The 21,851-nt window shown below is 70.1% G+C and carries 22 protein-coding genes and 1 pseudogene; 11 read left to right on the top strand and 12 right to left on the bottom strand.

Translation table 11 applies throughout. The features are described from left to right. Positions 1 to 325 precede the first annotated feature (325 nt). From AAD496_RS07885 to AAD496_RS07920, 8 genes and pseudogenes are all read left to right on the top strand, one after another. Positions 326 to 1,297, top strand: a pseudogene (locus tag AAD496_RS07885) (TadA family conjugal transfer-associated ATPase); the annotation flags it as partial. A gap of 101 nt (positions 1,298 to 1,398) precedes the next feature. Then, the gene (locus AAD496_RS07890; protein WP_349828111.1) at positions 1,399 to 2,274 is read left to right on the top strand and encodes a type II secretion system F family protein; all 876 of its coding nucleotides are present in this window, start codon (positions 1,399 to 1,401) and stop codon (positions 2,272 to 2,274) included. Between the two features lie 6 nt (positions 2,275 to 2,280). Continuing rightward, positions 2,281 to 3,222, top strand: coding sequence for a type II secretion system F family protein (locus AAD496_RS07895; RefSeq protein WP_349828112.1), 942 nt, complete (start codon positions 2,281 to 2,283; stop codon positions 3,220 to 3,222). A gap of 194 nt (positions 3,223 to 3,416) precedes the next feature. After that, positions 3,417 to 3,602, top strand: a complete 186-nt coding sequence (locus AAD496_RS07900) for a hypothetical protein (RefSeq protein ID WP_349828252.1) — start codon at positions 3,417 to 3,419, stop codon at positions 3,600 to 3,602. 28 nt (positions 3,603 to 3,630) lie between these two features. Then, entirely contained in the window at positions 3,631 to 4,035 is a 405-nt protein-coding gene (locus AAD496_RS07905; RefSeq protein WP_349828113.1) for a TadE/TadG family type IV pilus assembly protein, read from the top strand. Then, positions 4,032 to 4,499, top strand: coding sequence for a hypothetical protein (locus AAD496_RS07910; protein WP_349828114.1), 468 nt, complete (start codon positions 4,032 to 4,034; stop codon positions 4,497 to 4,499). Before AAD496_RS07905 ends, AAD496_RS07910 begins: the two co-directional genes overlap by 4 nt. Further along, positions 4,496 to 4,954 (top strand): pilus assembly protein TadG-related protein, encoded by a 459-nt coding sequence (locus AAD496_RS07915; RefSeq protein ID WP_349828115.1) that lies wholly within the window; start codon positions 4,496 to 4,498, stop codon positions 4,952 to 4,954. The genes AAD496_RS07910 and AAD496_RS07915 overlap by 4 nt, the downstream gene beginning before the upstream one ends. Before the next feature lie 76 nt (positions 4,955 to 5,030). Then, on the top strand, positions 5,031 to 5,573 hold the full coding sequence (locus tag AAD496_RS07920; protein ID WP_349828116.1) for a hypothetical protein: 543 nt from the start codon (positions 5,031 to 5,033) through the stop codon (positions 5,571 to 5,573). Between the two features lie 39 nt (positions 5,574 to 5,612). Here the strand turns inward: AAD496_RS07920 and AAD496_RS07925 are convergent, their stop codons facing one another. Both AAD496_RS07925 and AAD496_RS07930 read right to left on the bottom strand, forming a co-directional pair. Then, the gene (locus tag AAD496_RS07925) at positions 5,613 to 7,445 is read right to left on the bottom strand and encodes a phospho-sugar mutase (protein ID WP_349828117.1); all 1,833 of its coding nucleotides are present in this window, start codon (positions 7,443 to 7,445) and stop codon (positions 5,613 to 5,615) included. Further along, positions 7,445 to 8,290 (bottom strand): purine-nucleoside phosphorylase, encoded by an 846-nt coding sequence (locus tag AAD496_RS07930; protein ID WP_349828118.1) that lies wholly within the window; start codon positions 8,288 to 8,290, stop codon positions 7,445 to 7,447. Before AAD496_RS07930 ends, AAD496_RS07925 begins: the two co-directional genes overlap by 1 nt. Positions 8,291 to 8,342: 52 nt before the next feature. Here AAD496_RS07930 and AAD496_RS07935 point away from each other — a divergent pair, with 52 nt between their 5' ends. Further along, positions 8,343 to 9,335, top strand: a complete 993-nt coding sequence (locus AAD496_RS07935) for a histone acetyltransferase (protein ID WP_349828119.1) — start codon at positions 8,343 to 8,345, stop codon at positions 9,333 to 9,335. A gap of 51 nt (positions 9,336 to 9,386) precedes the next feature. On the opposite strand, the gene AAD496_RS07940 is transcribed toward AAD496_RS07935, so the two are convergent. Both AAD496_RS07940 and AAD496_RS07945 read right to left on the bottom strand, forming a co-directional pair. After that, the gene (locus AAD496_RS07940; protein WP_349828120.1) at positions 9,387 to 9,794 is read right to left on the bottom strand and encodes a hypothetical protein; all 408 of its coding nucleotides are present in this window, start codon (positions 9,792 to 9,794) and stop codon (positions 9,387 to 9,389) included. A gap of 88 nt (positions 9,795 to 9,882) precedes the next feature. Then, on the bottom strand, positions 9,883 to 10,077 hold the full coding sequence (locus AAD496_RS07945) for a helix-turn-helix transcriptional regulator (RefSeq protein WP_349828121.1): 195 nt from the start codon (positions 10,075 to 10,077) through the stop codon (positions 9,883 to 9,885). A gap of 153 nt (positions 10,078 to 10,230) precedes the next feature. Here AAD496_RS07945 and AAD496_RS07950 point away from each other — a divergent pair, with 153 nt between their 5' ends. Beyond that, positions 10,231 to 10,755, top strand: a complete 525-nt coding sequence (locus tag AAD496_RS07950; RefSeq protein ID WP_349828122.1) for a hypothetical protein — start codon at positions 10,231 to 10,233, stop codon at positions 10,753 to 10,755. A gap of 467 nt (positions 10,756 to 11,222) precedes the next feature. On the opposite strand, the gene deoC is transcribed toward AAD496_RS07950, so the two are convergent. The 7 genes from deoC to AAD496_RS07985 all read right to left on the bottom strand — a co-directional run bounded on the left by deoC (position 11,223) and on the right by AAD496_RS07985 (position 19,112). After that, positions 11,223 to 11,897 carry a deoxyribose-phosphate aldolase gene (gene deoC, locus AAD496_RS07955; protein ID WP_349828123.1) on the bottom strand — a complete coding sequence of 225 codons (675 nt, stop codon included), beginning with the start codon at positions 11,895 to 11,897 and terminating at the stop codon, positions 11,223 to 11,225. Positions 11,898 to 11,908: 11 nt separating this feature from the next. Beyond that, positions 11,909 to 13,222, bottom strand: coding sequence for a thymidine phosphorylase (locus tag AAD496_RS07960; protein WP_349828124.1), 1,314 nt, complete (start codon positions 13,220 to 13,222; stop codon positions 11,909 to 11,911). A 12-nt stretch (positions 13,223 to 13,234) separates the two neighbouring features. Further along, positions 13,235 to 13,708, bottom strand: coding sequence for a cytidine deaminase (locus AAD496_RS07965; RefSeq protein ID WP_349828125.1), 474 nt, complete (start codon positions 13,706 to 13,708; stop codon positions 13,235 to 13,237). Positions 13,709 to 13,756: 48 nt separating this feature from the next. After that, positions 13,757 to 15,010 carry an ABC transporter permease gene (locus AAD496_RS07970; protein ID WP_349828126.1) on the bottom strand — a complete coding sequence of 418 codons (1,254 nt, stop codon included), beginning with the start codon at positions 15,008 to 15,010 and terminating at the stop codon, positions 13,757 to 13,759. Then, a complete protein-coding gene (locus tag AAD496_RS07975) occupies positions 15,007 to 16,293 on the bottom strand; it encodes an ABC transporter permease (protein WP_349828127.1) in 1,287 nt (428 codons plus the stop codon). Before AAD496_RS07975 ends, AAD496_RS07970 begins: the two co-directional genes overlap by 4 nt. Continuing rightward, a complete protein-coding gene (locus tag AAD496_RS07980) occupies positions 16,290 to 17,861 on the bottom strand; it encodes an ABC transporter ATP-binding protein (protein WP_349828128.1) in 1,572 nt (523 codons plus the stop codon). Before AAD496_RS07980 ends, AAD496_RS07975 begins: the two co-directional genes overlap by 4 nt. A 168-nt stretch (positions 17,862 to 18,029) precedes the next feature. Beyond that, positions 18,030 to 19,112 carry a BMP family lipoprotein gene (locus tag AAD496_RS07985; protein ID WP_349828129.1) on the bottom strand — a complete coding sequence of 361 codons (1,083 nt, stop codon included), beginning with the start codon at positions 19,110 to 19,112 and terminating at the stop codon, positions 18,030 to 18,032. Between the two features lie 294 nt (positions 19,113 to 19,406). Between AAD496_RS07985 and AAD496_RS07990 the strand changes: the two genes are divergently transcribed. Next, on the top strand, positions 19,407 to 19,955 hold the full coding sequence (locus AAD496_RS07990) for a MarR family winged helix-turn-helix transcriptional regulator (protein WP_349828130.1): 549 nt from the start codon (positions 19,407 to 19,409) through the stop codon (positions 19,953 to 19,955). 9 nt (positions 19,956 to 19,964) lie between these two features. On the opposite strand, the gene AAD496_RS07995 is transcribed toward AAD496_RS07990, so the two are convergent. Then, positions 19,965 to 21,845, bottom strand: coding sequence for an ABC-F family ATP-binding cassette domain-containing protein (locus tag AAD496_RS07995; RefSeq protein ID WP_349828131.1), 1,881 nt, complete (start codon positions 21,843 to 21,845; stop codon positions 19,965 to 19,967). Positions 21,846 to 21,851: the final 6 nt, after the last annotated feature.

A 21,851-nucleotide genomic window follows, 5' to 3' on the forward strand; every position in this document is an offset into this window, starting at 1 on the left:
ACGCGACCCGCTCCCGAGTCCGACCCGAGTTCGGATCCGATCGCTTGTGCTCAGGTGAGCACAAGCGATTCTGCGCGTCTTCCGACTTGCGGTCCCCGCCTGCTTCCCGTTGCCGGTCTTTGGCGAGTCGCGCCTCGACAGCCTCAATCGCCGGTCGGCAACCTCCCCCGGTCGGGTGACGTACGCCAGGCGTATCCCACGGTTGTCCGCAAACGGTCCGCAGAAGGTCCGACAGCGGCCAGTACCCTGCAATCACCCACTGGAGAAACATCGCAGGTCAGACACCATATGCAACCACTGACAGTAAGCCCCAAACACGCATGTAGAGTTCTGGATCAACTCGCCGTCGGCCGTGTTCATCAGCCGGCGGGGCCTGAGCGAGCTCACGACGACGGTGCTCACCCCCACCCAGGTCGACGACCTCATCGAACGCATGCTGCGGTCCACCGGCCGTCGCGTCGACCTCTCCAGCCCCTTCGTCGACGCCATGTTGCCCTCGGGGGCGCGCCTGCACGTCGTGCTGCCGGACATCACCCGGGCCCATCCGGCCGTCAACATCCGCAAGTTCATCGCCCGCTCCCGGTCCCTCGACGACCTGGTGCGCACCGGCACCATGACCCCACACGTCGCGCGGTTCCTCCACCACGCCGTCCGCGCCGGGGCCAACCTGCTCGTCTCCGGCGCCACCCAGGCCGGCAAGACGACGCTCCTCAATGCGCTCACCGGGTCCCTGCCTGCCCGCGAACGGGTGGTCACCTGCGAGGAGGTCTTCGAGCTCAGCGTCTCCGCCCGCGACTGGGTGCCCCTCCAGTGCCGCCAGCCCTCCCTCGAGGGCACCGGCGAGGTGACGCTCAGACGCCTCGTCAAGGAGGCCCTGCGCATGCGCCCCGAACGGATCATCATCGGCGAGGTCCGCGAGGCCGAGTGCTTCGACCTCCTCGTCGCCATGAATGCCGGGATCGCCTCCATGGGTTCCATCCATGCGAACTCCGCCCGCGCCGCCGTCACCAAACTGTGCACCCTGCCGCTGCTCGCCGGGCCCAACATCGGCTCCTCCTTCGTCACCCCCACCGTCGCCGGGTGTGTGGACCTCGTCGTCCACATGCGCCGCGACCGGACCGGGCACCGGCGGGTCCACGAGGTCGTCGCCGTCCCCGGTGGCGTCGAGCACGAGGTCGTCGAGCTGGAGACCGTCTTCCACACCGACCCCTCCACCGGCACCCTCGTCCGCGGGTCCGGGTTCACCCACCTGGCGGAGTCCTTCGCCGACGCCGGGGTCGACGTCCACCGCCTCCTGGGCGACGATGCCGTCGAGGCGCCCTTCCCCTCCCCGGCCTCCGGCACCTCCCCGAGCCCCGCGGTCTCGCCCGCCCCCGCACCGACGGGTGGTACCGCCGGATGACGACCTCCCTCCAGGCCCTCGTCCTCGGTCTCATGACGGGGTGCGGGGCGCTCCTCGTCTTCAGTTCCACGTGGGTGCGCGCGCCCCGGCGGAGCACGCCGGAACCCCGGGTCGTCGCGGACCTGCGGGACGTCCTCGTGAATGCCGGACTCCCCCGCGTGACACCGGGACGGTTCGCCCTCCTGTCGCTCGGTCTCGCCGTCCTCGTCACCGCGATCGTGCTCGTGGTGAGCGGGTCGACGGTCATCGCCCTGTGTTTCGGACTGTTATCCTCGGGTCTGCCGCTCGTCGTCGTCCGCGCCCGGGCCGCGTCCCGCCGGGTCGAACGCAGGGTGCTGTGGCCGGAGGCGATCGACCACCTGCGCTCGGCCGTCCGCGCCGGGCTGTCCCTGCCCGAGGCGGTCGTCGGCCTCGCCGATCGCGGCCCCGAGGGACTGCGCCCCCTCTTCGCCGTGTTCGCCCGGGAGTACCGTGCGACCGGCCGGTTCGACCACGCGCTGGCCCGGTTCCGGGAGGCGAGCGCGGACCCCGTGGCCGACAGGATCGTCGCGGCGCTGGCCATCACCCGGCAGGTGGGCGGCACGGACCTCGGCACCATGCTCGGCACGCTCGGCACCTTCCTGCGGGAGGACTCGAGGACCCGGGCGGAGCTCACCGCCCGCCAGAGCTGGACCGTCGCCGGTGCCCGTCTGGCCGTCGCCGCCCCGTGGATCGTGCTCGCGCTCCTGTCCACCCGCCCGGAGACCGCCCGCGCCTACGACTCCGCCCAGGGTGCGGCACTCCTGTTCACCGGGCTCGTCGTCTCCGTCATCGCCTACGGGCTCATGAAACGCATGGGGCGTCTGCCGGCCGAGCCCCGGGTGCTGAGGTGAGCCGCCGTGCACGTCTCCCCTCTCCTCGTGCTCCTGTCGGGACTCGCCACCGGCCTGTCACTCACCGTTTTCGTGTGCGCCCTGCCGGTGTTCCGCCGCCCCACCCTCGGTGACCGGCTGGCACCCTACCTGCGGGACCGGGCCGGGCCCGGGGCGCCTCGGCAGCAGGTCGTCCCCACCGGGGAGGGGACCGGTGGTGTCACCGCCGCGGCCCGCCGGACCGTCCTACGCCTGGCGGACTGGCTGTCCGCGCGCCTCACGACGACCACCGGGGTGGCCGCCCGCCTGGCGCGGACCGGCGGCAAGGAGACCGTCGAACGGTTCCGCGTGTGGCAGGTGTTGTGCATCAGCAGCGGGCTCGCCGCGGGCGCGGGGCTGTCCGTCCTCGTGGCGTTCAGCCGCGGGTTCAACCCGGTCGTCGCCCTCCTGCTCGTCGGCATCGGCGGGGTGGCCGGCCACCTGTTCAACGACTGGCGTCTGTCCACGGTCGTCCGCCGCCGCGAACGCCTGATCCTCGAGGAGTTCCCCACCGTCGCCGAACTCCTGGCCCTCTCGGTGACCGCTGGGGAATCGACCGTCGACGCCCTCGAGCGCGTGAGCCGCACGACCCAGGGCGAGCTCGGCCACGAACTGGAGACCGCCCTGGCCGCCGCCCGCACCGGCACCCCGCTCGTCCAGGCACTCGACGGGATGGCCCGCCGCTCCGGGGTGCCCGGCATCGTCCGGTTCGTCGACGGGGTGGCCGTCGCGATCGCCCGCGGTACCCCGCTCGCCGAGGTCCTCCGCGCCCAGGCCGCCGACGTCCGCACCGAGGGACGCCGCCGTCTCATGGAGATGAGCGGCCGCAAGGAGATCCTCATGCTCGTGCCGGTCGTCGCGTTCGTCCTGCCCATCACCGTCCTCTTCGCCGTCTACCCGTCGCTCGCCGTCCTCGACCTCACGCCCTGACAACACCGCACCGATCTCATCGCCGTAATCTTCGTCGCCTCTCGATCCGGAAGGACCTCGCCATGACCCGCCGACTCCGCGCCGCACTCATCCTGCTCACTCTCGCGCTGCCCACGCTGCTGTTCGGCGGTCCCCCGCGCAGGGGCTCCCGAGGCGCCCTGTCCCTGGGACATACTCCGTCCTCGGGAGTTGCACTGTCGTCGGGACATGCTCCGTCCTCGGGAGGTGCCCGTCGGCACCTCCGGGACCGCGGGGACGTGCCTGGTTGGGTTTTGATCACCATGATGACAGCAGCACTTGTTGTGGCGCTCTGGGCACTGGCCGGCGAGGCATTCACGAGCATGTTCAGCGATTCGATGGACCTCGTGAACTCGCAGTGACATGTGCACCCGTAGTGACATGCGGTCCGTGCATCCCCGCCGAACACCGGCGCGGCGTCGCGATGCGGGAGCGGCCGTCACCGACTTCGTCCTCGTCGGGACCCTCCTCGCCCTCGTGTTCGCCGCGGTGCTCCAGTTCGGGTTGGCCCTCCATGTCCGGAACACGGTCGTCGACGCGGCGATCGCAGGGGCCCGGGTCGGCGCGATGGTGGACGCCGGGCCGGAAGCCGGCCGCGCCCACACCCGCATGCTCCTCACCGGCTCGCTCGGCTCCGCCTATGCGAAGGACGTGAGCGTGACCCGCACCGTCGAGGCCGGGTTGCCCGTCGTCACGGTGACCGTCCGGGCTCCGCTACCGGTGCTCGGACCCCTGGGTCCGGCCGGGGCGTGGGAACTCTCCGGCCGGGCGCTCGACGAGGGGTACACGGGATGAGGAACCGCGATTCCGGGAGTGCGAGCGTCGAGTTCGTGTTCGTCTCGGTCGTCCTGCTCGTGCCGATCGTCTACCTCGTCGTCGCCCTCGCCCAGATCCAGGCGGCGAGTTTCGCGACGACCGCGGCGGCCGTCACCTCGGCCCGAGCGGCAGCCCGGTTCCCCACCGAGGCCCAGACCCGGGCGCAGGCCGTCACGACCCTGCACTTCGACGACCACGGGGTGGATCCCGAATCCTGGTCGGTGTCCTTCACCTGCGACGGCCCGTGCGCCGAGCCCGGTTCCCTCGTCACCGCGCACATCGAGACCGAGGTGGCGGTCCCGGGGACACCCGTGCTCTTCGGCGGGTCCGGTCAGGCCCCGCACGTGACGGTCCGGGCCTCCCACACCGACCGGGTCGCCCCGTACACGCACAACCCGGCCGACCTGATGTACGGCCAGGGACCGGCAGGAGATCCGTCGTGAAGGAACCGATCCGGAGGCGCAGGGGTGTGGGGACCGGAACGACGGACCGAGGCTCCGTCCTGCCACTCGGCATCGGGTTCTCCGCGATCGCACTCGCACTCGTCGTGCTCGCCGCGGTCATCACCGACCACTATCTCGCGGCGACGCGGGTCCAGGCGGCGGCCGATTCCGCGGCCCTCGCGGCCGCGGAGTCCTTCGTCCCGGAGTACGGTGCCGATCCGGCCATCCTCTTCACCGACGCCCAGGTCGATGCCGCGGCCACGGCGTTCATGGCCGAATCGGGGTTGCTCGCGGCCTACAGCGACGTCCAGATCGTCGGCACCTCACCGGACGGTTCGAGCATCGAGGTGACGGTCCGCGCCGGCCACTCCCCCGTGCTCGTGAGCACCTTCGCCACCGGCCTCATCACCCACGAGGCGACGGGCACCGCCCGCGGCGCCCTCCGCGAGGGATGACGTACCGTGGCCAACAGCGTGTGACAGGTCACATGCGAATGAGATCGCACGGCCGGAGCCATCTACAGGAGGACACATGGGTGTCGGATTCGCCCGGACGCATCACCCGCCGATGTCGTGGGCGGTCAACTCGCGCCCGGGCCATGACGACCGGGACGACACGTGGGAACTGCACGCCTACGGCCCGTCGCCGAAGGAGACCGTCTCCTGCACTGCGATCGAACCGATCATCCCGGCCGCAGGACCGTCGGACGACAACATCCCCGACGACGAGAGCGGAGCACGACTCCTGGTCGCCCTTCGCCTCGTCCACAGTGAAGCCACATCTGAAACCCAGCGTGATTCACTCAAGGCCTTCATCATCGACGAATCCTCACCGGACCCCTCGCCCTGCGCCGTCACGATCGACGGCGATCCGCACGAGGCCACCGAGTGGTCCCGTGATGGTTGGACCATCTGGTCCACACGTGTCGACGACGTCCTCGTCGCAGCCGGGACCCTCGAAGGTGATCCGCAGGACTCCCTCCACTCGGTGGAGACCCTCGGTCCGGAGTATCTGTCCCGGTTCACCAAGGAACCCTTCTACGACCGGAACACGACGGTCATCCGCGACTGGTGACGCGGTGACGCCCGCTCAACCTCACAGTCCCGCCCCATTTCACAGTCCCAGGTAGGCGCCCAGGTCCATGCGGATACCGTCCAGACGCGCACGAGCCGCGTCGAGAGCGGCCGGGACGTCCGACTCGGCCCCGGAGGGCACCGCCTGAACGACCTCCAGGTAGCACTTGAGCTTCGGTTCGGTCCCCGAGGGCCGGACGACCACCCGGTCGGCCCCCATGTGGACCATGACACCGGTGGTCGGTGGCAGTGTGTCCGTCCCGACCGACATGTCGGTCACCCCACTCACCGGCACCCCACCGAGCGTGGCCGGCGGCGCGGTCAGCAGACCCCGGAGAACACCCGGGACGACGGACAGGTCGGAGAGCCGGAACGTGAGGGGCCCGGTGAGGTACACGCCGTCACGGGCGCGGATGCGGGCCAGTTCGTCCTCGACCGAGCGCCCGGCCGCGGCCAGACGGCTCACGAGACCGCAGAAGACGAGGGCGGCGGACATACCGTCCTTGTCCCGCACGACGTCCGGGTCGACGCAGTACCCGAGTGCTTCCTCGTAGCCGAACACGATCCCGGGCACACGGGAGATCCACTTGAAGCCGGTGAGGGTCGGTACGTGCGCGAGCCCGTGGGCCTGGGCGACTGCGGCGAGGCCCCGTGAGGACACGACGGAGGAGGCGAGAACGCCACCGGAGGAACGCGATGCGACCGTCTCCCCGAGCAGCAGACCCACCTCGTCACCGCTGAGCTGACGCCACCCGGCGGTTCCCCCGTCACCGGCCACGGGCACCGCGGCGGAGAACCGATCGGCATCCGGGTCGTTGGCGATCACGAGATCGGCGTCCACCTCGGCGGCGAGCGCGTAGGCCGCGTCGAGGGCACCGGCCTCCTCGGGGTTCGGGAAGTCGACCGTCGGGAAGTCCGGGTCCGGCTGGGACTGGGCGGGCACCTCGTGGAGGTCGGTGAACCCGGCACGGCGCAGGGCGGTGGCCATCGTGTGCCCACCGACGCCGTGGAGGGAGGTGAGGACGACCCGCAGGTCGCCGTCCCGGCGGGCACCCAGACGGTCCCCGAGGGCTTCGAGCGACTGCAGGTAGGACTCGGCGACCTCGTCACCCAACCGTTCCCAGCCCTCTTCCGCGCGCGGGACCGTGGCGACGGACTCGACGGCGGCGATCCGGGTGGCGATCATCGCGTCGAAGGGTGGGACGATCTGTGCCCCGGCACCGTCCGCGGCCAGCGCCACGGCGCGTTCGGGGTCGACGAACTCCGCAGGGGCATCGGGCAGTCGCCCGTCGTGGACGGCACGCAGCGGCGCCTCGCCCAGGTAGACCTTGTAGCCGTTGTCCTGGGGCGGATTGTGGCTGGCGGTCACCATGACTCCGGCGTCCGCGCCGAAGGCGGTGAGTGCGAAGGCGGTGACCGGGGTCGGCAGGTGCTCCGGCAGCAGCATGGCTCGTCCCCCGGCGGCGGTGACTACCGCCGCGGTGTCGCGGGCGAACTCGACGGACCCGTAGCGGGCATCGCACCCGATGACCACGCTGAATCCGGGACCGACGGCCTCGGACAGGAAGGCCGAGAGTCCGGCGGCCGCGCGGATGACGACCGCGCGGTTCATCCGGTGGGGACCTGCGCCGAGCGCCCCACGCAGTCCCGCGGTGCCGAACTCCAGGGGCCCGAGGAAGAGCGCCTCGAGGTCGGCACGTGCGGCGGCGGGATCCGTAGCGGTATCGACGCCGCTCGTGTCCGGACCCGCGAGCGCCGCGTCGAGGAGAACACTCAACTCCTCGCGGGTGACGGGGTCCGGGTCGTCGGCGATCCAGGCGCGGACCACCTCGGCGTCGAAGCCGGCGGTGAACCGGTCGGCCACGCGGACCATCAGGCGGCCATCCGCGCGACGATCTTCGACAGGAGCGCGGAGATCCGCGTGCCCGCCTCACGTCCGGCTTCGAGGACCTCCGCGTGGTCGAGCGGCTCGTCCGTGACGCCGGCGGCGTGGTTGGTCACGAGACTGATCCCCAGGATCTCCAGGCCGACGTGGCGGGCGGCGATCGCCTCGAGCGCGGTGGACATGCCGACCAACTGGGCACCGAGGACACCGGCCATGCGGACCTCGGCGGGGGTCTCGTAGTGAGGGCCGCGGAACTGTGCGTAGACGCCCTCCGGCAGATCCGGGTCGATCTCCCGGGCGAGGTCGCGCAGCCGCGTCGAGTACAGGTCCGTGAGGTCGACGAAGGTCGCGCCCTCCAACGGGGAGGCCGCCGTGAGGTTGATGTGGTCGTTGATGAGGACCGGCGTGCCCGGACCCCAGGCGGGGTCGAGGCCGCCGCATCCGTTGGTGAGGACCAGGCTCGTGCAGCCGGCCGCGGCAGCGGTGCGGACACCGTGGGCGACGGCGCGCACACCCTTGTCCTCGTAGAAGTGGGTACGTGCGCCGAGAACGAGCGCATGTTTGTCGGTCCCGGTGATCCGCACGGACCGCAGGGTGCCGGTGTGCCCGCTCACGGCCGAGGCGTGGAAGCCTGGCACCCGGGTCGCCGGGATCTCGACGACGGTCTCACCGATGAGGTCGGCCGCCTGGCCCCACCCGGAGCCGAGGACGAGGGCGATGTCGTGCTTCTCCACACCTGCTGCGGCATTGATCACGGTGGCGGCATCGGCTGCCGCATCGAAGGGATCTGCGGGTATTGCGGCGGTAGGATCGGGGCGTTCCGGGGTCGTCATGATCCCGACACTAATCGAACCGGACACGCCGAACCAGGGGAGCACCAGGCACATGGAGATCCGACCCTTCGCCGCACAGGACGACCTGGCTCTGGGGGAGCTCCTGCACGATCCCGCCACTCCCGCGGACCTCGTCGCCCGGGGCCTGTTGCGCCCGGACCAGGACTCCCCGGTCCTCCGCAGCGTCGCCGCCGTGATCGACGACACGGACGATCCGGCCGCTGCCGGTTCCGGTGTCGTCGTCGGTGCCGCCGTGCTCGCCGAGGCGCCGGTACACCCCACCCGGGCCTGGGCCCACGTCGAGGTCGCCGACACCGAACGCCGCCGAGGTGTGGGCCGACGGTTGCTCGCCGGCGCCCGGGCCCACGCCGCGGGGACCCCGCTCGCAGGACTGCCCCTGCGTGCCCGCGTGGCCGCGGGGTCGACCGGCGACGAGGTCCTCCGCCACCTCGGCGCGGCCGAACTGTTCCGCACCCGGGTGATCCGCGTGGAACCGGGGACACTCGCCGGCCTGGGTCACGGTCGAGAGGAGGACTTCGCGGTCACGACGACCGGGTCGGTCGTCCTCACCCAGCTCTTCGGCGAGTGGTACGCCGGGGTCAACCGCAAGGATCCGGCCGCCGAGATGTCGGTCGGTGAGGTCAACCGACGGTTCCTCTCCGAGGCGACCGGCGCCCACGGTGCCGCGATGCTCCGCCGCGACGGCGGCGTGAGCGGTTTCGCCGTCTCCTATGCACGCCCGGTGAGTGAGGAGCAGGTCGAGCAGATCGAGGAGGCCGGCGAGGAGTACCCGGCCACCGAGCTCACCCTCGCGTCCCTCTACGACGCCCGGGTCGCCGACGTCACGACGATCGACCGGGAGTCCGCGGAGTACCAGGCGGCCCTCGGCGACGCCGCCGTGCTCGTCGCATCCCTGTCCCTGGAGACCCCGGTGGAGATCGAGGTGACCTCCGAGATGCCGGTCGTCACCGAACTCCTGGACGGCCTCGTCTCCGCCGGTCAGGCCCGGGTCCTCTACGAGTACGTGACCTACGGGCCGGAGTGATCTCCCGAGGGTCCGGACACCGGAGGGCGGACCCTCCACACACGCTCCTCCTCACCCTCGGCGGGCGACGATCCAGTTCGCGATCGACCACACGATGCACAGCACCACGACGAGGAGCACGAGGCCCAGGAACACGCCGTGGACGAACGGGGACATCGCCACATCGAACACCTGCAGGGTAACGAAGGCGACGAACGCACCTCCTCCGATCGACAGGCCCGCCACACCGACGGCCGCGAGGCCGCGCACACCGAGCCGACGATCGCGTTCATCCGAGTATTCCAACGCGTTGAGGCGGGTGACATCGCCGCTCGACCCCGACCGTGCCCACAGCACACTGGCGATCGTGGCGACGAGGCAGACCGTCATGATGGCCCCGGAGACGATGTTCCCGTCGACGAAGAACAGCACGGCCACCAGCCCGAACATCACGGACAGGCCGATGTTCACCGGCGACATCGGCAGGCGACGCCCTTTCGCGCCTTTCCTCCCGACCGCCTCGGGTGGGAGTGTGCGCGGACGATCGGCTCGGGGCTCCCCCGGTCCCTCAGGAGTCGACATCGAAGACCTCCTCGACGGTCGACCCGAAGTAGCGGGCCAGATGGACCGCGAGGACGAGCGAGGGGTCGTACTTGCCCGTCTCGATGGCGTTGATGGTCTGGCGGGACACGCCCATCTCCTTCGCCAGTGCCTGCTGCGACAGACCGGCGCCCGTCCGCAGTTCCCGTACACGACTGATCACCTGTCCATTGTCGGGTTTCCCTCCGAAGCTGTAAAGCGTGCTTGACACCTCGGGGGCGCGGCGTCCACGATTGACCTGTCAAGCACGCTTGACACCCTGCACGGCGGACCACCCCGACGCCGGCACCCGATCCCTCACCATCCGGAGGTCACCATGTACGAGGCGCTCACCGATTTCACCCAGGGCTTCCCCCTCTGGCTCCAGTGGCTGGCCATCGTGCTGATCGCTGCCGTGCCCTTCATCGAGTCCTATGTCGGTTCCGCCGTCGGCGTGATCGCCGGCCTGCCCCTGTGGGTCGCGATCCCCGCCGCCGTCGTCGGCAACACGATCACGATGGTGATCGTCGTCCTCGCCGCCCACACCGGCCGCGAGAAGGTCCTCGCCCACCAGGAGCGCAAGGCGGCCGAGGCGGGCACCGACGTCGAGGCGCCCTCCCCCGAGGAACAGACCCGGAAGTCCCGGCGCCGGGCCCGGGTCAAGAGGATGTTCGACAAATGGGGCGTGCCCGGCGTGAGCCTGCTCGGGCAGTGGTTCCTGCCCAGCCAGATCACCTCCGGCATGATGGTCTCCTTCGGCGCCTCGAAGGACCGGGTGATCCTGTGGCAGATCATCTCGATCGTCCTGTGGGGCATCGGCGCCGCGGCCTTCGCCTACTTCGTCGTCCTCGGACTCTCCTGACCGGAACTACCGACCACACCGGCTCCCCACGGGCTCCGCACATACTCCTCGGATGTGTCGCTGGGACCCCTGCCCCAGGGCGATCGTCGGCCTGCTCCCGGCCCGACGCCCCGAAGGAAGGGACCCACTGTGGTACGGATCGTCGCATGGCTCACGGGGATCGTGATCGGAAGCAGTACGCTCACGTTCGCCTACTACTACGTATTCGCAGGACTGGAATATCGCCGGTGGGAAGCGAGCGGCGACCCGATTCACCCCGGGACCAGTGACTGGATCCTGATACCCACGTACATCGGATTCGGGATCTGTACCGCCGCGCTCCTCGCGCTCCTCGTCTGCGGAATCGTCGCCTCGGCCCGGGCCGGTAGACCGCGGAGCCCCGTGTGATCGTCACGCACATGACTGCGCCCCGGTCGGGATCCCGGCCGGGGCGCAGTCGTGTGCTGGAAAGTAGGAGGTGCGGCGGATCAGAAGCCGTCGAGGACGGCGCGGGAGCCTGAGAGGCCCAGGCGACTGGCGCCGGCAGCGATCATCTCGCGGGCGGCCTCGGCCGTGCGGATACCGCCGGAGGCCTTGACGCCCAGGCGATCGCCGACCGTCTTCCGCATGAGCGCCACGGCGTGGGCGCTCGCGCCGCCGGCCGGGTGGAACCCGGTCGAGGTCTTGACGAAATCGGCCCCGGCGGCCTCGGCCCGCTCACAGGCGGCGACGATCTGCTCGTCGGTGAGGGCCGCGGACTCGATGATCACCTTGACGAGTGCCGGATCGGAGGCCTCGACCACCCCACGGATGTCCGCTTCCATCGCGTCCCAGTCACCGGTCCGTGCCATCGACAGGTCGATGACCATGTCGACCTCCGCCGCACCGTTGGCCACGGACTCCGCGGCCTCGGCCGCCTTGACGGCCGGCTTGTGAGCACCGGAGGGGAATCCGCAGACGGTGGCGACGACGAGGTCACCGGTGTCGGCCAGGGGCAGCTGGTTGGGCGACACGCACACCGCGAGGGCACCCAGGTCCCGTGCCTCGGAGACGAGTGCCGCGACCTCCTCGGGCGTGCTCTCCGGCTTCAACAGGGTGTGGTCGATGAGGGCGGCGACGGACGCGCGCGTGGGCTCGGTGGTGGAATCGGGACCAGTGGTCATGACGGGGCTCCTCAGATCTTCTCGATGACGACGGACGCGCGGGCGTTCCCCGTCCAGGTGGTGGCGGCGTCGGACCCCTCGGTCGCGGCCTCGACGGTCACGTGACCGGCGAGTGCGTCGCGGGCCCGGGCGAACCGGTCCGCCTCGTCGGTGTGCAGGGTGAACAGGGGCTGCCCGGCGGTGACGGCCTCGCCCGGCTTCGCATGGATCTCGATGCCGGCACCCGCCTGCACCGGGTCCTCCTTGCGGGCCCGACCGGCACCCAGACGCCAGGAGGCCAGACCCACGGCGTACGCGTCGAGCTCCGTGAGCACACCGTCGGTCTCCGCGGTGACGACCTCGGTGTGGGCCGCCTGCGGCAGAGGCGCCTCGGGATCGCCACCCTGGGCGGAGATCATCCGCTTCCACACGTCCATCGCACGGCCGTCGTCGAGGGCGGCGGCGACGTCGACATCGGTCCGCCCGGCCCCGGCGAGCATCTCCTCGGCGAGTGCCACCGTGAGTTCCCGGACGTCGGCGGGGCCGCCACCGGCGAGCACCTCGACGGATTCCCGCACCTCGAGCGCGTTGCCGACCGTCCGGCCCAGGGGTACGGACATGTCGGTGAGCAGTGCCGAGGTGCGTACCCCGGCATCGGTGCCCAGGTCGACCATCGTGCGGGCCAACTGCCGGGCGGAGTCGAGGTCCTTCATGAAGGCACCGGACCCGACCTTCACGTCGAGGACGAGCGCGCCGGTGCCCTCGGCGATCTTCTTCGACATGATGGAGCTGGCGATGAGCGGGATCGACTCGACGGTGCCGGTCGTGTCCCGCAGGGCGTAGAGCAGCTTGTCGGCCGGCGCGAGCCCGGACCCGGCGGCGCAGATGACCGCGCCGAGGTCGTCGAGCTGTGCGAGCATCGCCGCGTTGTCGAGGGCGGCGTTCCAGCCGGGGATCGACTCCAGCTTGTCGAGCGTCCCCCCGGTGTGCCCGAGCCCGCGGCCCGACAGCTGCGGGACGGCGACGTCGAACACCGCGACGAGCGGGGCGAGCGGCAGTGTGATCTTGTCGCCCACTCCCCCGGTCGAGTGCTTGTCCGCCGTGGGGTTGCGCAGCGAGGAGAAGTCCATCCGTTCCCCGGAGGCGATCATCGCGGTCGTCCACCGGGCGATCTCCGTCCGCTCCATCCCGTTGAGGTAGACGGCCATCGCGAGCGCGGACATCTGCTCGTGGGCGACGACGCCCCGCGTGTACGCGTCGATCACCCAGTCGATCTGCTCGTCCGACAAGGTGCCGCGATCTCGCTTGGTCCGGATGACGTCGACGGCGTCGAAGGGTTCGGTCATGCGTCTGTCTCCTCAGGCTGGACGTGCGGTCATGTCGGTGGTGGGGCCCGCCCCCGAGGCGTCGGCGGCCTCGGTCCCGTCCGCGTATGCGGTCAGGTGGTCGGGTCCGAAGGCCTCCGGGAGCACCGCCGTCATCGGGGCGAGCCCACCGGGCATGTCGAGGACGAGGTCGGGGCCGCCGAACTCGTACAGCAGCTGGCGGCAGCGGCCACAGGGCACGAGTTTGGTGCCGTGCCCGTCGACGCACGCGAAGGCGACCAGTCTCCCGCCGCCGGTGCGCGCCAGGTCGGAGACGAGCCCGCACTCGGCGCACAGGGTCACGCCGTAGGCCGCGTTCTCGACATTGCTGCCGACGACGGTCCGACCGTCCGCGGTGAGCGCCGCGGCACCCACCGGATAGCCGGAGTAGGGCGCGTAGGCCCGGTGCATCGCCGCGGTCGCGGCCGCCCGCAGGTCCTCCCAGACCTGCGGTTCGAACTCACGCATGGTGATCACCTCACTTCTCGACGGACTGCTCACTGGACGACGGAGCGCTCACTGCTTGGCGTAGGGCTTGCCCTCGGCGGCCGGCGGGCGCACCCGGCCCACGAACCCGGCGACGGCGAACACCGTGACGATGTAGGGCAGCATGTGCAGGAAGTCGTCGGGCAGCGGGCTGTCGATCGAGCGGAACACGTTGCCCAGGTTCTTGGTGAAACCGAAGAGCAGGGCCGCGCACATGGCACCGACCGGGTTCCAGCGGCCCAGGATCATCGCGGCCAGCGCGATGTAGCCCTGCCCGGCGGACATCTCCTTGCCGAAGGCCAGACCCTCACCGACCGTGAGGTAGGCACCGCCGAGACCGGCGATCGCACCGGCGGCGACGGTGTTGATGACCCGCCACTTGTTCACGTGGATGCCCACGGTGTCCGCGGCCTTGGGGTGCTCGCCGATCGCCCGCATCCGCAGACCCCAGCGGGACCGGAAGATGTAGACGCTCAGGACGGCGACGATCACGTACATGAGGTAGACGAGGACAGTCTGGTTGAACAGCACCGGGCCGAGGACGGGGATCCCGGAGAGCACCGGGATCGGCAGGTCCGGCAGTGGCTGAGAGGAGTTCCACGTCGCGGAGTCCTGGGTGAGCACCGTCGAGTAGAGGAAGCTCGTGAGGCCGACGACGAGGACGTTGACGACGACACCGATGATGATCTGGTCGACCCAGTACTTCACCGCGAAGAACACGAGGATGACGGCCACCGCCATCCCGCCGAACAGGGCGGCGATGAGGCCCACGTAGGGGTTCGTCATCACCGAGGCGACGACTCCGGCGCAGAAGGCCCCGGCGAGCAGCTGACCCTCGATCGCGATGTTGATGATGCCCGAACGCTCACCGATGACACCGGCCATCGCACCGAACACGAGCGGCACGGACAGGGCCAGGGCGCCGGCGAGCAGGTACGTGAGGTCGATGAAGCCACGGTTCGAGGCACCCCAGGTCAGCAGCGAGAGGACGAAGAACAGACCGATGGCGATCGGCAGGACGCGCGCCGACCAGATCCCGGTCTCCCAGCGCTGCCAGGTCGCCACGAGGGCCGTCGCGGCCAGTGCCACGAGGACGAACGAGAGCGTGAGCGCCGTGGTCCTGGAGGCCACGGTGAGGTCGGGGATCGCGAAGAAGTCCCCGGCCGAGGCGAACCGGAACACGGTCTGTTCCCCGCCCGGCGTGCCGAATCCGAACACCGCGAGCGCCAGGAGCGCGAGCACCGCGTAGAGGACCGGCATCTTCCAGTTGCGCGGCGCGGTCATGCCGCCACCTCCTTCGCCTCGGTGGACCCGGTTCTCCGACCGCGGCCCAGCCTCTTGACCAACCGCGCGGGCGATCCCCAGATCGCGACGACGAGCGGCGGCGCGGCGATGAGGAGCACGATGATCGACTGCACGACGAGGATGATGTCGATGGGCGTGCCCGTCGCCGACTGCATGAGGTAACCACCGGCCTTGAAGGCGCCGAAGAGGAGACCTGCGAAGAACGTGCCCAACGGCTTGGACCGTCCGAGCAGGGCCACGGTGATCGCGTCGAAGCCGATGGATCCGGCGACACCGGCCGTCACCTTGTAGTCGGTACCGAGCACCACCGAGGCGCCGGCGATCCCGGAGAGCGCACCGGCGATGAGCATGGCGATGATCGTCACGCGACCCACGCTGATGCCCGCGGTCCGGGCGGCGTGCGGGTTCTCCCCGACGGCCCGCAGCTCGAAGCCGAGGGTCGACCGGGAGAGGATCCACCACACGAGCACCGTCGCGGCGATCGCCAACAGGAAGCCGAGGTGGAGACGGAAGGGTGCGGGCAGCAGGGCCGGGAGTTCGGCCACCGCGTCGATCTGGCGGCTCGCCGGGTTCGCCGACTCGGTGTGCGTGTACCAGCCCTGCTTGAGCAGGTACGCGAGGAGGAAACCGGCGATCGAGTTGAGCATGATCGTGACGATCACCTCGTTGGCGCCGGTCCGGGCCTTGAGGACACCGGCGATCCCACCCCACACGGCGCCGCCGAGTGCACCGGCGAGGAGGGCCACGACGAAGGCGATCACGGGCGGCAGTCCGAAGGCGTAGCCGGCGAATCCACCGACGGTGATCCCGAGGACCACCTGTCCCTGACCACCGATGTTGAACAGGCCCGAGCGGAAGGCCAGGGCGATGCCGAGACCCGTGAGGATGAGCGGGGTCGCCGCGACGAGGGTCTCCGTGAAGGGCATGACCGCCCGGACGGCGGAGCTCGCCTGCCAGTCGAAGACCGAACCCCGGAACAGCGCCCCGTAGGCCTCGAGGACGGTGCTGGTCGCCGTGGCGAAGAAATCGGTGGGCCGGGCGAAGAAGTACCCGAGCGTGCCCCGCACGCCCTCGTCCGCACCGACGATGAGGACACCGCCGACGAGGAGGGCGATGACGACCGCGCCGATCGGCACCCACACCGACTGAGAGAGCAGCATCGCCACGTAACGCGGCAGGAAGGAGGCCTGCGGACCGGCGGTGCCCGGTGCCGGGGTCTCGCCCGGAGTGGGCGCCTCGGCGGAGTTCGGGTCGGTGCTCATGCCAGTTCCCCCTCACCGGCGGTGGAGACCCGGGTGCCCTCGCCGTGGGCCACGCGGTCGAGCGCCTCCGCAGCGTCGACCCCGGCCATCATGAGACCGAGCGCGTCACGCGGGGTGTCCCCCGGGACGACGCCGACGATCCTGCCTTCGTACATCACTGCGATCCTGTCCGCGAGATTGATGACCTCGTCGAGTTCCGTCGAGACGATGAGGCAGGGCACCCCTTTGTCCCGTTCCTCGACGATCCGTTTGTGCACGAACTCGATCGAGCCGACGTCCAGGCCACGGGTGGGCTGACTGGCGACGAAGAGTTCCAGGGGGCGGCTGAGCTCACGGGCGAGCACGACCTTCTGCTGGTTGCCGCCCGAGAGCGTGGAGATGTGGTCCTCGATCGAGGACAGCCGGATGTCGAACTCCTCGACCTTCTGCTCGACTGTGGAGCGCACGACGTCGCGGCGGATCGCGACACCACCGGAGTAGGGCTCCCGGTCGTAGCGGTCGAGGATCATGTTCTCCTCGATAGAGAAGGAGGCGATGACGCCGTCGGTCGACCGGTCCTCGGGGACGAACCCGATCCCGGCGTCGAGGCGCGCCTTGACGCCGGCGCCGCGCAGGTCCCTGCCGGCGAGTGTGAGCGTGCCCGCGGTCGGGGTCTCCAGGCCGAGGATCGCCTCGGCGAGTTCCGTCTGCCCGTTGCCCTGGACACCGGCGACCGCGAGGATCTCCCCGGCCCGGATCCCCAGGTCCAGGTCGTCGACGACGGTGGTCCCGGCCTTGTCGACGACGGTGAGGCCCTCGATGCGGAAGGTCTCCTCCCCCGGGTCCGCCGGGGTCTTGTCGGTCTTCAGGTTGACCTCGCGGCCGACCATGAGACCGGCCAGCTCGTTCTCGCTCGACTCCGGTGAAGCCTCGCCGACGACCTTTCCGCGGCGGATGACCGTGATCGCGTCGGCGACCGCCCGGACCTCGCGCAACTTGTGGGAGATGAAGAGGATCGACGTGCCCGAGGCGCGCAGCTCGCGCATGATCTCCAGCAGTTCGTCGGTCTCCTGCGGGGTGAGCACCGCCGTGGGCTCGTCGAGGATGAGCACCTCGGCGTCGCGGGACAGCGCCTTGATGATCTCGACGCGCTGCTGCACGCCGACGGGCAGGTCCTCGATGAAGGCGTCGGGGTCGACGTGGAAGCCGAAACGGTCGGAGATCTCACGGACCCGCTTGCGGGCCTTGCGCAGATCGAGCAGTCCGGCACCGCGCGTGGGCTCGTAGCCGAGGGCCACCGACTCCGCGACGGTGAAGACCGGCACGAGCATGAAGTGCTGGTGGACCATGCCGATGCCCGCGGCCACCGCGTCACCGGGGCCGGAGAAGGTCACCGGGTCCCCGTCGACGAGGATCCGCCCGCCGTCCGGCGCGTAGAGCCCGTAGAGGACGTTCATGAGGGTGGACTTGCCGGCACCGTTCTCACCGAGCAGGGCATGGATCTGCCCGGGTTCGACGACGAGGTCGATCGCGTCGTTGGCGGTGAACGAACCGAACTTCTTGGTGATCCCACTCAGTTCGAGCTTCACGGATCTCTCCTGTGTCTCGGGCGGCCCCTCCGGGAAAGGGGATCGCGATGGCACGGGCCTGGTTCCGGACAGCTGCGGCCCGGGCACGCCACCGGGCCGGTGGGCACGGCAGGACGCGATCTCACGATACGTCCTCCGCGACCCACCGGCCCGGTTCCCGCTGCTATGTCAGGGGGCGTTCGGCGACTCGACGACGAGCTCACCGGCGGCGATCTGCGCACGCAGGTCGTCGATCTCGGTCTGCAGCTCGGCCGGGACGTCGCCCTCGTGGTCGTGGTACGGGGCCAGTCCCACGCCCTCGTTCTCGATGGTGCCGACGAAGGGCTCGGCGCTGAACTCGCCGTTCACGCCGGACTCGATCGTGTCGTAGACGGCGGTCGTGATGCCCTTCATCACGGAGCTGAGCATGACGTCGCCGTACTCGGTGGACTCGAAGCCGTCGGTGTCGACCCAGATGATCCGGGTGCCCTCGGCGTCCGCGGCGGCCTGGGCCGCGCCCTCACCGACGGGACCGGCGACCGGCATGATGACGTCCGCACCCTGGGCGATGAACTGCTCGCTGAGGGTCTTGCCCTGACCCACGTTCTCGAAGTCACCGGAGAAGGCGCCGTTCTGGGCGTCCTTGTCCCAGCCGAGGACCTCGACCTCGGTGCCGTGCGCCTCGTTGTAGGCGGCCACACCGTCGACGAAACCGTCCATGAAGATGGCGACCGAGGGGATCTGGATACCGCCGAAGGTGGCGACCTTGTCCGTCTCGGTGACACCGGCGGCCAGGTAGCCGCCGAGGTAGGCGGCCTCGGCCGTGTTGAACAGCAGGGGCTTGCCGTTCTCCAGCTCGACGGGGTTGCCGTCCGCGTCGGCGAAGGAGGAGTCGACGAGGGCGAAGTCGACGTCGGGGTTCGCCTCGGCGGCGGACTGCAGGGCGTCCTCGAGGAGGAAGCCCGCACCGATCACGAGGTTGCAGCCCTGCTGGACCATGGAGTCGACGTTCGGGGCGAAGTCGGAGTCACCGGCGGACTGTGCCTCGGCGGACTCGATACCGAAGTCGGCGACGGCCTGGTCGAGTGCCTCCTTGGTCGACTGGTTGAAGGACTGGTCGTCCCAGCCACCGGCGTCGGAGACGATGCAAGCCTTGTAATCGGTACCCTCACCGCCACCGGCGGTGGAGCCCTCCTCCTCCGGTGCGGCACCGCAGGCCGAGAGTCCGAGAACGGCGACGGCTGCCATCGACGGCAGAGCGAGTCGTTTCATCACGATGGGATCTCCTGTGGGAGTCGGGGCCCGGGTGGAGCGGTCTCACGGACGTCCGTGCGCACGAGCCGGGATGTCGTCGGGCACAGCCTAGACGCGGAACGGGGAGTTCGCACAGAGTTCCCCCGAAGGACTCTGTACTGTTGTCGAACCGCAACATAGGTGGGACGAAACGTCACGGACACCTCCTGTGCCCCGGACCCCGCGCACGAGGATCTCCCCAGGTCATGCCCCTGCGGACCGACATGCCGCAGACCTACCGAAATCGGACGAGTCGGGTCTAGCATGGAACGCATGCTGCCCGATCCACTCATCGAGCTCTTCGATGCGCGGTTGGCCGGCCTCACTGGCGAGGACCGGGACACCGACGCGCTCGAACGCAGCGAACACATGTCCGTCTTCGTCCACGCGGTGCAGATGGAGGCGATGGTCATGCGGACCGCGATGGCGCGGTTCGCCCAGACCAACGACCTCAACCTCATCGACTTCCAGGTGTTGCAGTCCGTCGTCACCCTCAGCGACGCGGGCCGGACCGCGACCCCCGGCTACATCAGTTCCATGCTGTCGATGTCCGCCTCGACGCTCACCTCGATCCTCGAACGGCTGGTCGCCCGCGGCCTGCTCACCCGGGAACGGGACTCCGCGGACCGCCGCCGGATCTCGATCTACTACACCCAGACCTCGCTCGAGCTCAGCCAGGAGTTCGACCGCCTGCTCGCCGCCGCCTACGAACCCTTCTTCGCACGCTCCAGCACGGAGGAGATCCGCGACCGGACGGGCTTCGTCCAGCTCATGGCCGAGTCGACACAGGACCTCATCGACGGCCTGGAGGCCGCCGACTGAGGCTTCCGGTCAGCCTTCCAGCCGTTCGCTCACGTCCAGCCACTCCATTTCCAACTCGTCCTTCTCGTCCGTCAGCGCCCCGCGCTCGGCCGAGAGGTCCGCGAGACCCGTGAAGTCGCTCGGGTCGGCCGCGGCCATCCGTTCGTCGAGGGCGGCGAGCTTCTTCTCCACCTTCTCGATCTTCCGGGTCAGACCCTGCGCCTGCTTGCGCAGCTGCCGCTCCTCCGCCGCGGACAGGCCGGTCCCGGCCCCGCTCTCCCCCGCGCCCGAGGCGCCCGCACCGGGGGCACCGGACGTGGCGGGCGCCTCGACGGCGGTGGCGTCTGCCGCCCCGGCGGCGGTGGCCGAGGACCCCGTCGGGAGGCCCTTGACCCGCTCGCGGTCGGCGGCCGCCCGCAGGTACTCGTCGACGCCGCCGGGCAGGTGGCGGACGTGGTGGTCGAGGAGGGCGAACTGGTGGTCGGTGACGCGCTCCATGAAGTAGCGGTCGTGGGAGATCACGAGCAGCGTGCCGGGCCAGGAGTCGAGCAGGTCCTCCATGGCCGCGAGCATGTCGGTGTCCATGTCGTTCGTCGGCTCGTCGAGGATGAGCACGTTCGGCTCGTCGAGGAGGATGAGGAGCAGCTGCAGGCGGCGCTGCTGGCCACCGGAGAGGTCCTTGACCCGGGACTGGAGCACCCCGCCGAGTCCCAGCTTCTCCAGCAACTGCGAGGGCGCGAGGTCACCGGCGTCCGTCGAGTAGCTCGCCTTCTTGCGGTCGAGGAGTTCACGGACCCGGTCCTCGGCCAGACCGTCCAGTTCCCGCAGCTGCTGGTCGAGGACGGCGACCCGGACGGTCTTGCCCCGCTTGATCCGGCCGACGGTCGGCGTGACCTCGCCGGTGAGGGTCTTCACCACCGTGGACTTGCCGGCGCCGTTGGGGCCGAGGATGCCGAACCGGTCACCGGGGCCGATGATCCACGTGACGTCCTCGATCGCCGGGGCAGGCGTGCCCGGGTACTGCACGGCCACGTCGGTGAGTTCGAAGACGTCCTTGCCCAGGCGGCTGGTCGCGGTCTTCACGAGTTCGACGGTGTCACGGACGGGTGGTTCGCCGGATATGAGTTCGTTCGCGGCGTCGACCCGGAACTTGGGCTTCGAGGTCCTGGCCGGGGCACCGCGGCGCAACCAGGCGAGCTCCTTGCGCATGAGGTTCTTCTGTTTCGTCCACTCGACGGCGGCCTGCCGGTCGCGTTCGACCCGCTGGAGGACGTAGGCGGCGTAACCTCCCTCGAACACGTCGACCGTCCCGTCGTGGACCTCCCAGGTGAGCGTCGTGACCTCGTCGAGGAACCACCGGTCGTGGGTGACGACGAGCAGCGCACCCTGACCGACCGGCCACCGCTTCTTCACGTGCTGGGCGAGCCAGCGGACACCCTCGATGTCGAGGTGGTTGGTCGGTTCGTCGAGCATGAGGACGTCCCAGTCACCGGCGAGCAGCCGGGCCAGCGCGACACGCCGTCGCTGACCACCGGAGAGACCGCCGACGGTCTCCTCCAGGTCGAGATCGCCGAGCAGCCCGGTCATGACGTCCCGGACCTCGGCACGGGAGGCCCATTCGTGATCGGGGACGTCACCGACGACAGACTGCCGCACCGTGAGGTCGCCGTCGAGGACATCCGTCTGTTCGAGGTAGCCGATCCGGGTCCCGCCGCGGGAGGTGACCCGTCCGGAGTCCGGTTCGAGGGACCCGGCGAGGATCCGCATGAGCGTCGACTTGCCGTCGCCGTTGCGACCGACCATACCGATCCGGTCCCCGGCGGCCAGTCCCACCGTGACGTCCGCGAGGACCGTGCGGTTCGGGTAGGACAGCGAGATCGTCTGGGAGCCGAGCAGATGCGTGGGAGCCATGGGAAC

It is taken from the genome of Brevibacterium litoralis, assembly GCF_040212315.1.
Classification (GTDB): domain Bacteria; phylum Actinomycetota; class Actinomycetes; order Actinomycetales; family Brevibacteriaceae; genus Brevibacterium; species Brevibacterium litoralis.

What these genes read in the sequence shown, in the direction of transcription:
- AAD496_RS07930 (WP_349828118.1), bottom strand. Translation starts at nt 8,290, where the DNA reads ATGACGACCCCGGAACGCCCCGATCCTACCGCCGCAATACCCGCAGAT.
- AAD496_RS07910 (WP_349828114.1), top strand. Translation starts at nt 4,032, where the DNA reads ATGAGGAACCGCGATTCCGGGAGTGCGAGCGTCGAGTTCGTGTTCGTC.
- AAD496_RS07965 (WP_349828125.1), bottom strand. Translation starts at nt 13,708, where the DNA reads ATGCGTGAGTTCGAACCGCAGGTCTGGGAGGACCTGCGGGCGGCCGCG.
- AAD496_RS07960 (WP_349828124.1), bottom strand. Translation starts at nt 13,222, where the DNA reads ATGACCGAACCCTTCGACGCCGTCGACGTCATCCGGACCAAGCGAGAT.
- AAD496_RS07985 (WP_349828129.1), bottom strand. Translation starts at nt 19,112, where the DNA reads ATGAAACGACTCGCTCTGCCGTCGATGGCAGCCGTCGCCGTTCTCGGA.
- AAD496_RS07995 (WP_349828131.1), bottom strand. Translation starts at nt 21,845, where the DNA reads ATGGCTCCCACGCATCTGCTCGGCTCCCAGACGATCTCGCTGTCCTAC.
- deoC (WP_349828123.1), bottom strand. Translation starts at nt 11,897, where the DNA reads ATGACCACTGGTCCCGATTCCACCACCGAGCCCACGCGCGCGTCCGTC.
- AAD496_RS07935 (WP_349828119.1), top strand. Translation starts at nt 8,343, where the DNA reads ATGGAGATCCGACCCTTCGCCGCACAGGACGACCTGGCTCTGGGGGAG.
- AAD496_RS07990 (WP_349828130.1), top strand. Translation starts at nt 19,407, where the DNA reads ATGCTGCCCGATCCACTCATCGAGCTCTTCGATGCGCGGTTGGCCGGC.
- AAD496_RS07950 (WP_349828122.1), top strand. Translation starts at nt 10,231, where the DNA reads ATGTACGAGGCGCTCACCGATTTCACCCAGGGCTTCCCCCTCTGGCTC.
- AAD496_RS07975 (WP_349828127.1), bottom strand. Translation starts at nt 16,293, where the DNA reads ATGAGCACCGACCCGAACTCCGCCGAGGCGCCCACTCCGGGCGAGACC.
- AAD496_RS07925 (WP_349828117.1), bottom strand. Translation starts at nt 7,445, where the DNA reads ATGGTCCGCGTGGCCGACCGGTTCACCGCCGGCTTCGACGCCGAGGTG.
- AAD496_RS07920 (WP_349828116.1), top strand. Translation starts at nt 5,031, where the DNA reads ATGGGTGTCGGATTCGCCCGGACGCATCACCCGCCGATGTCGTGGGCG.
- AAD496_RS07940 (WP_349828120.1), bottom strand. Translation starts at nt 9,794, where the DNA reads ATGTCGCCGGTGAACATCGGCCTGTCCGTGATGTTCGGGCTGGTGGCC.
- AAD496_RS07970 (WP_349828126.1), bottom strand. Translation starts at nt 15,010, where the DNA reads ATGACCGCGCCGCGCAACTGGAAGATGCCGGTCCTCTACGCGGTGCTC.
- AAD496_RS07890 (WP_349828111.1), top strand. Translation starts at nt 1,399, where the DNA reads ATGACGACCTCCCTCCAGGCCCTCGTCCTCGGTCTCATGACGGGGTGC.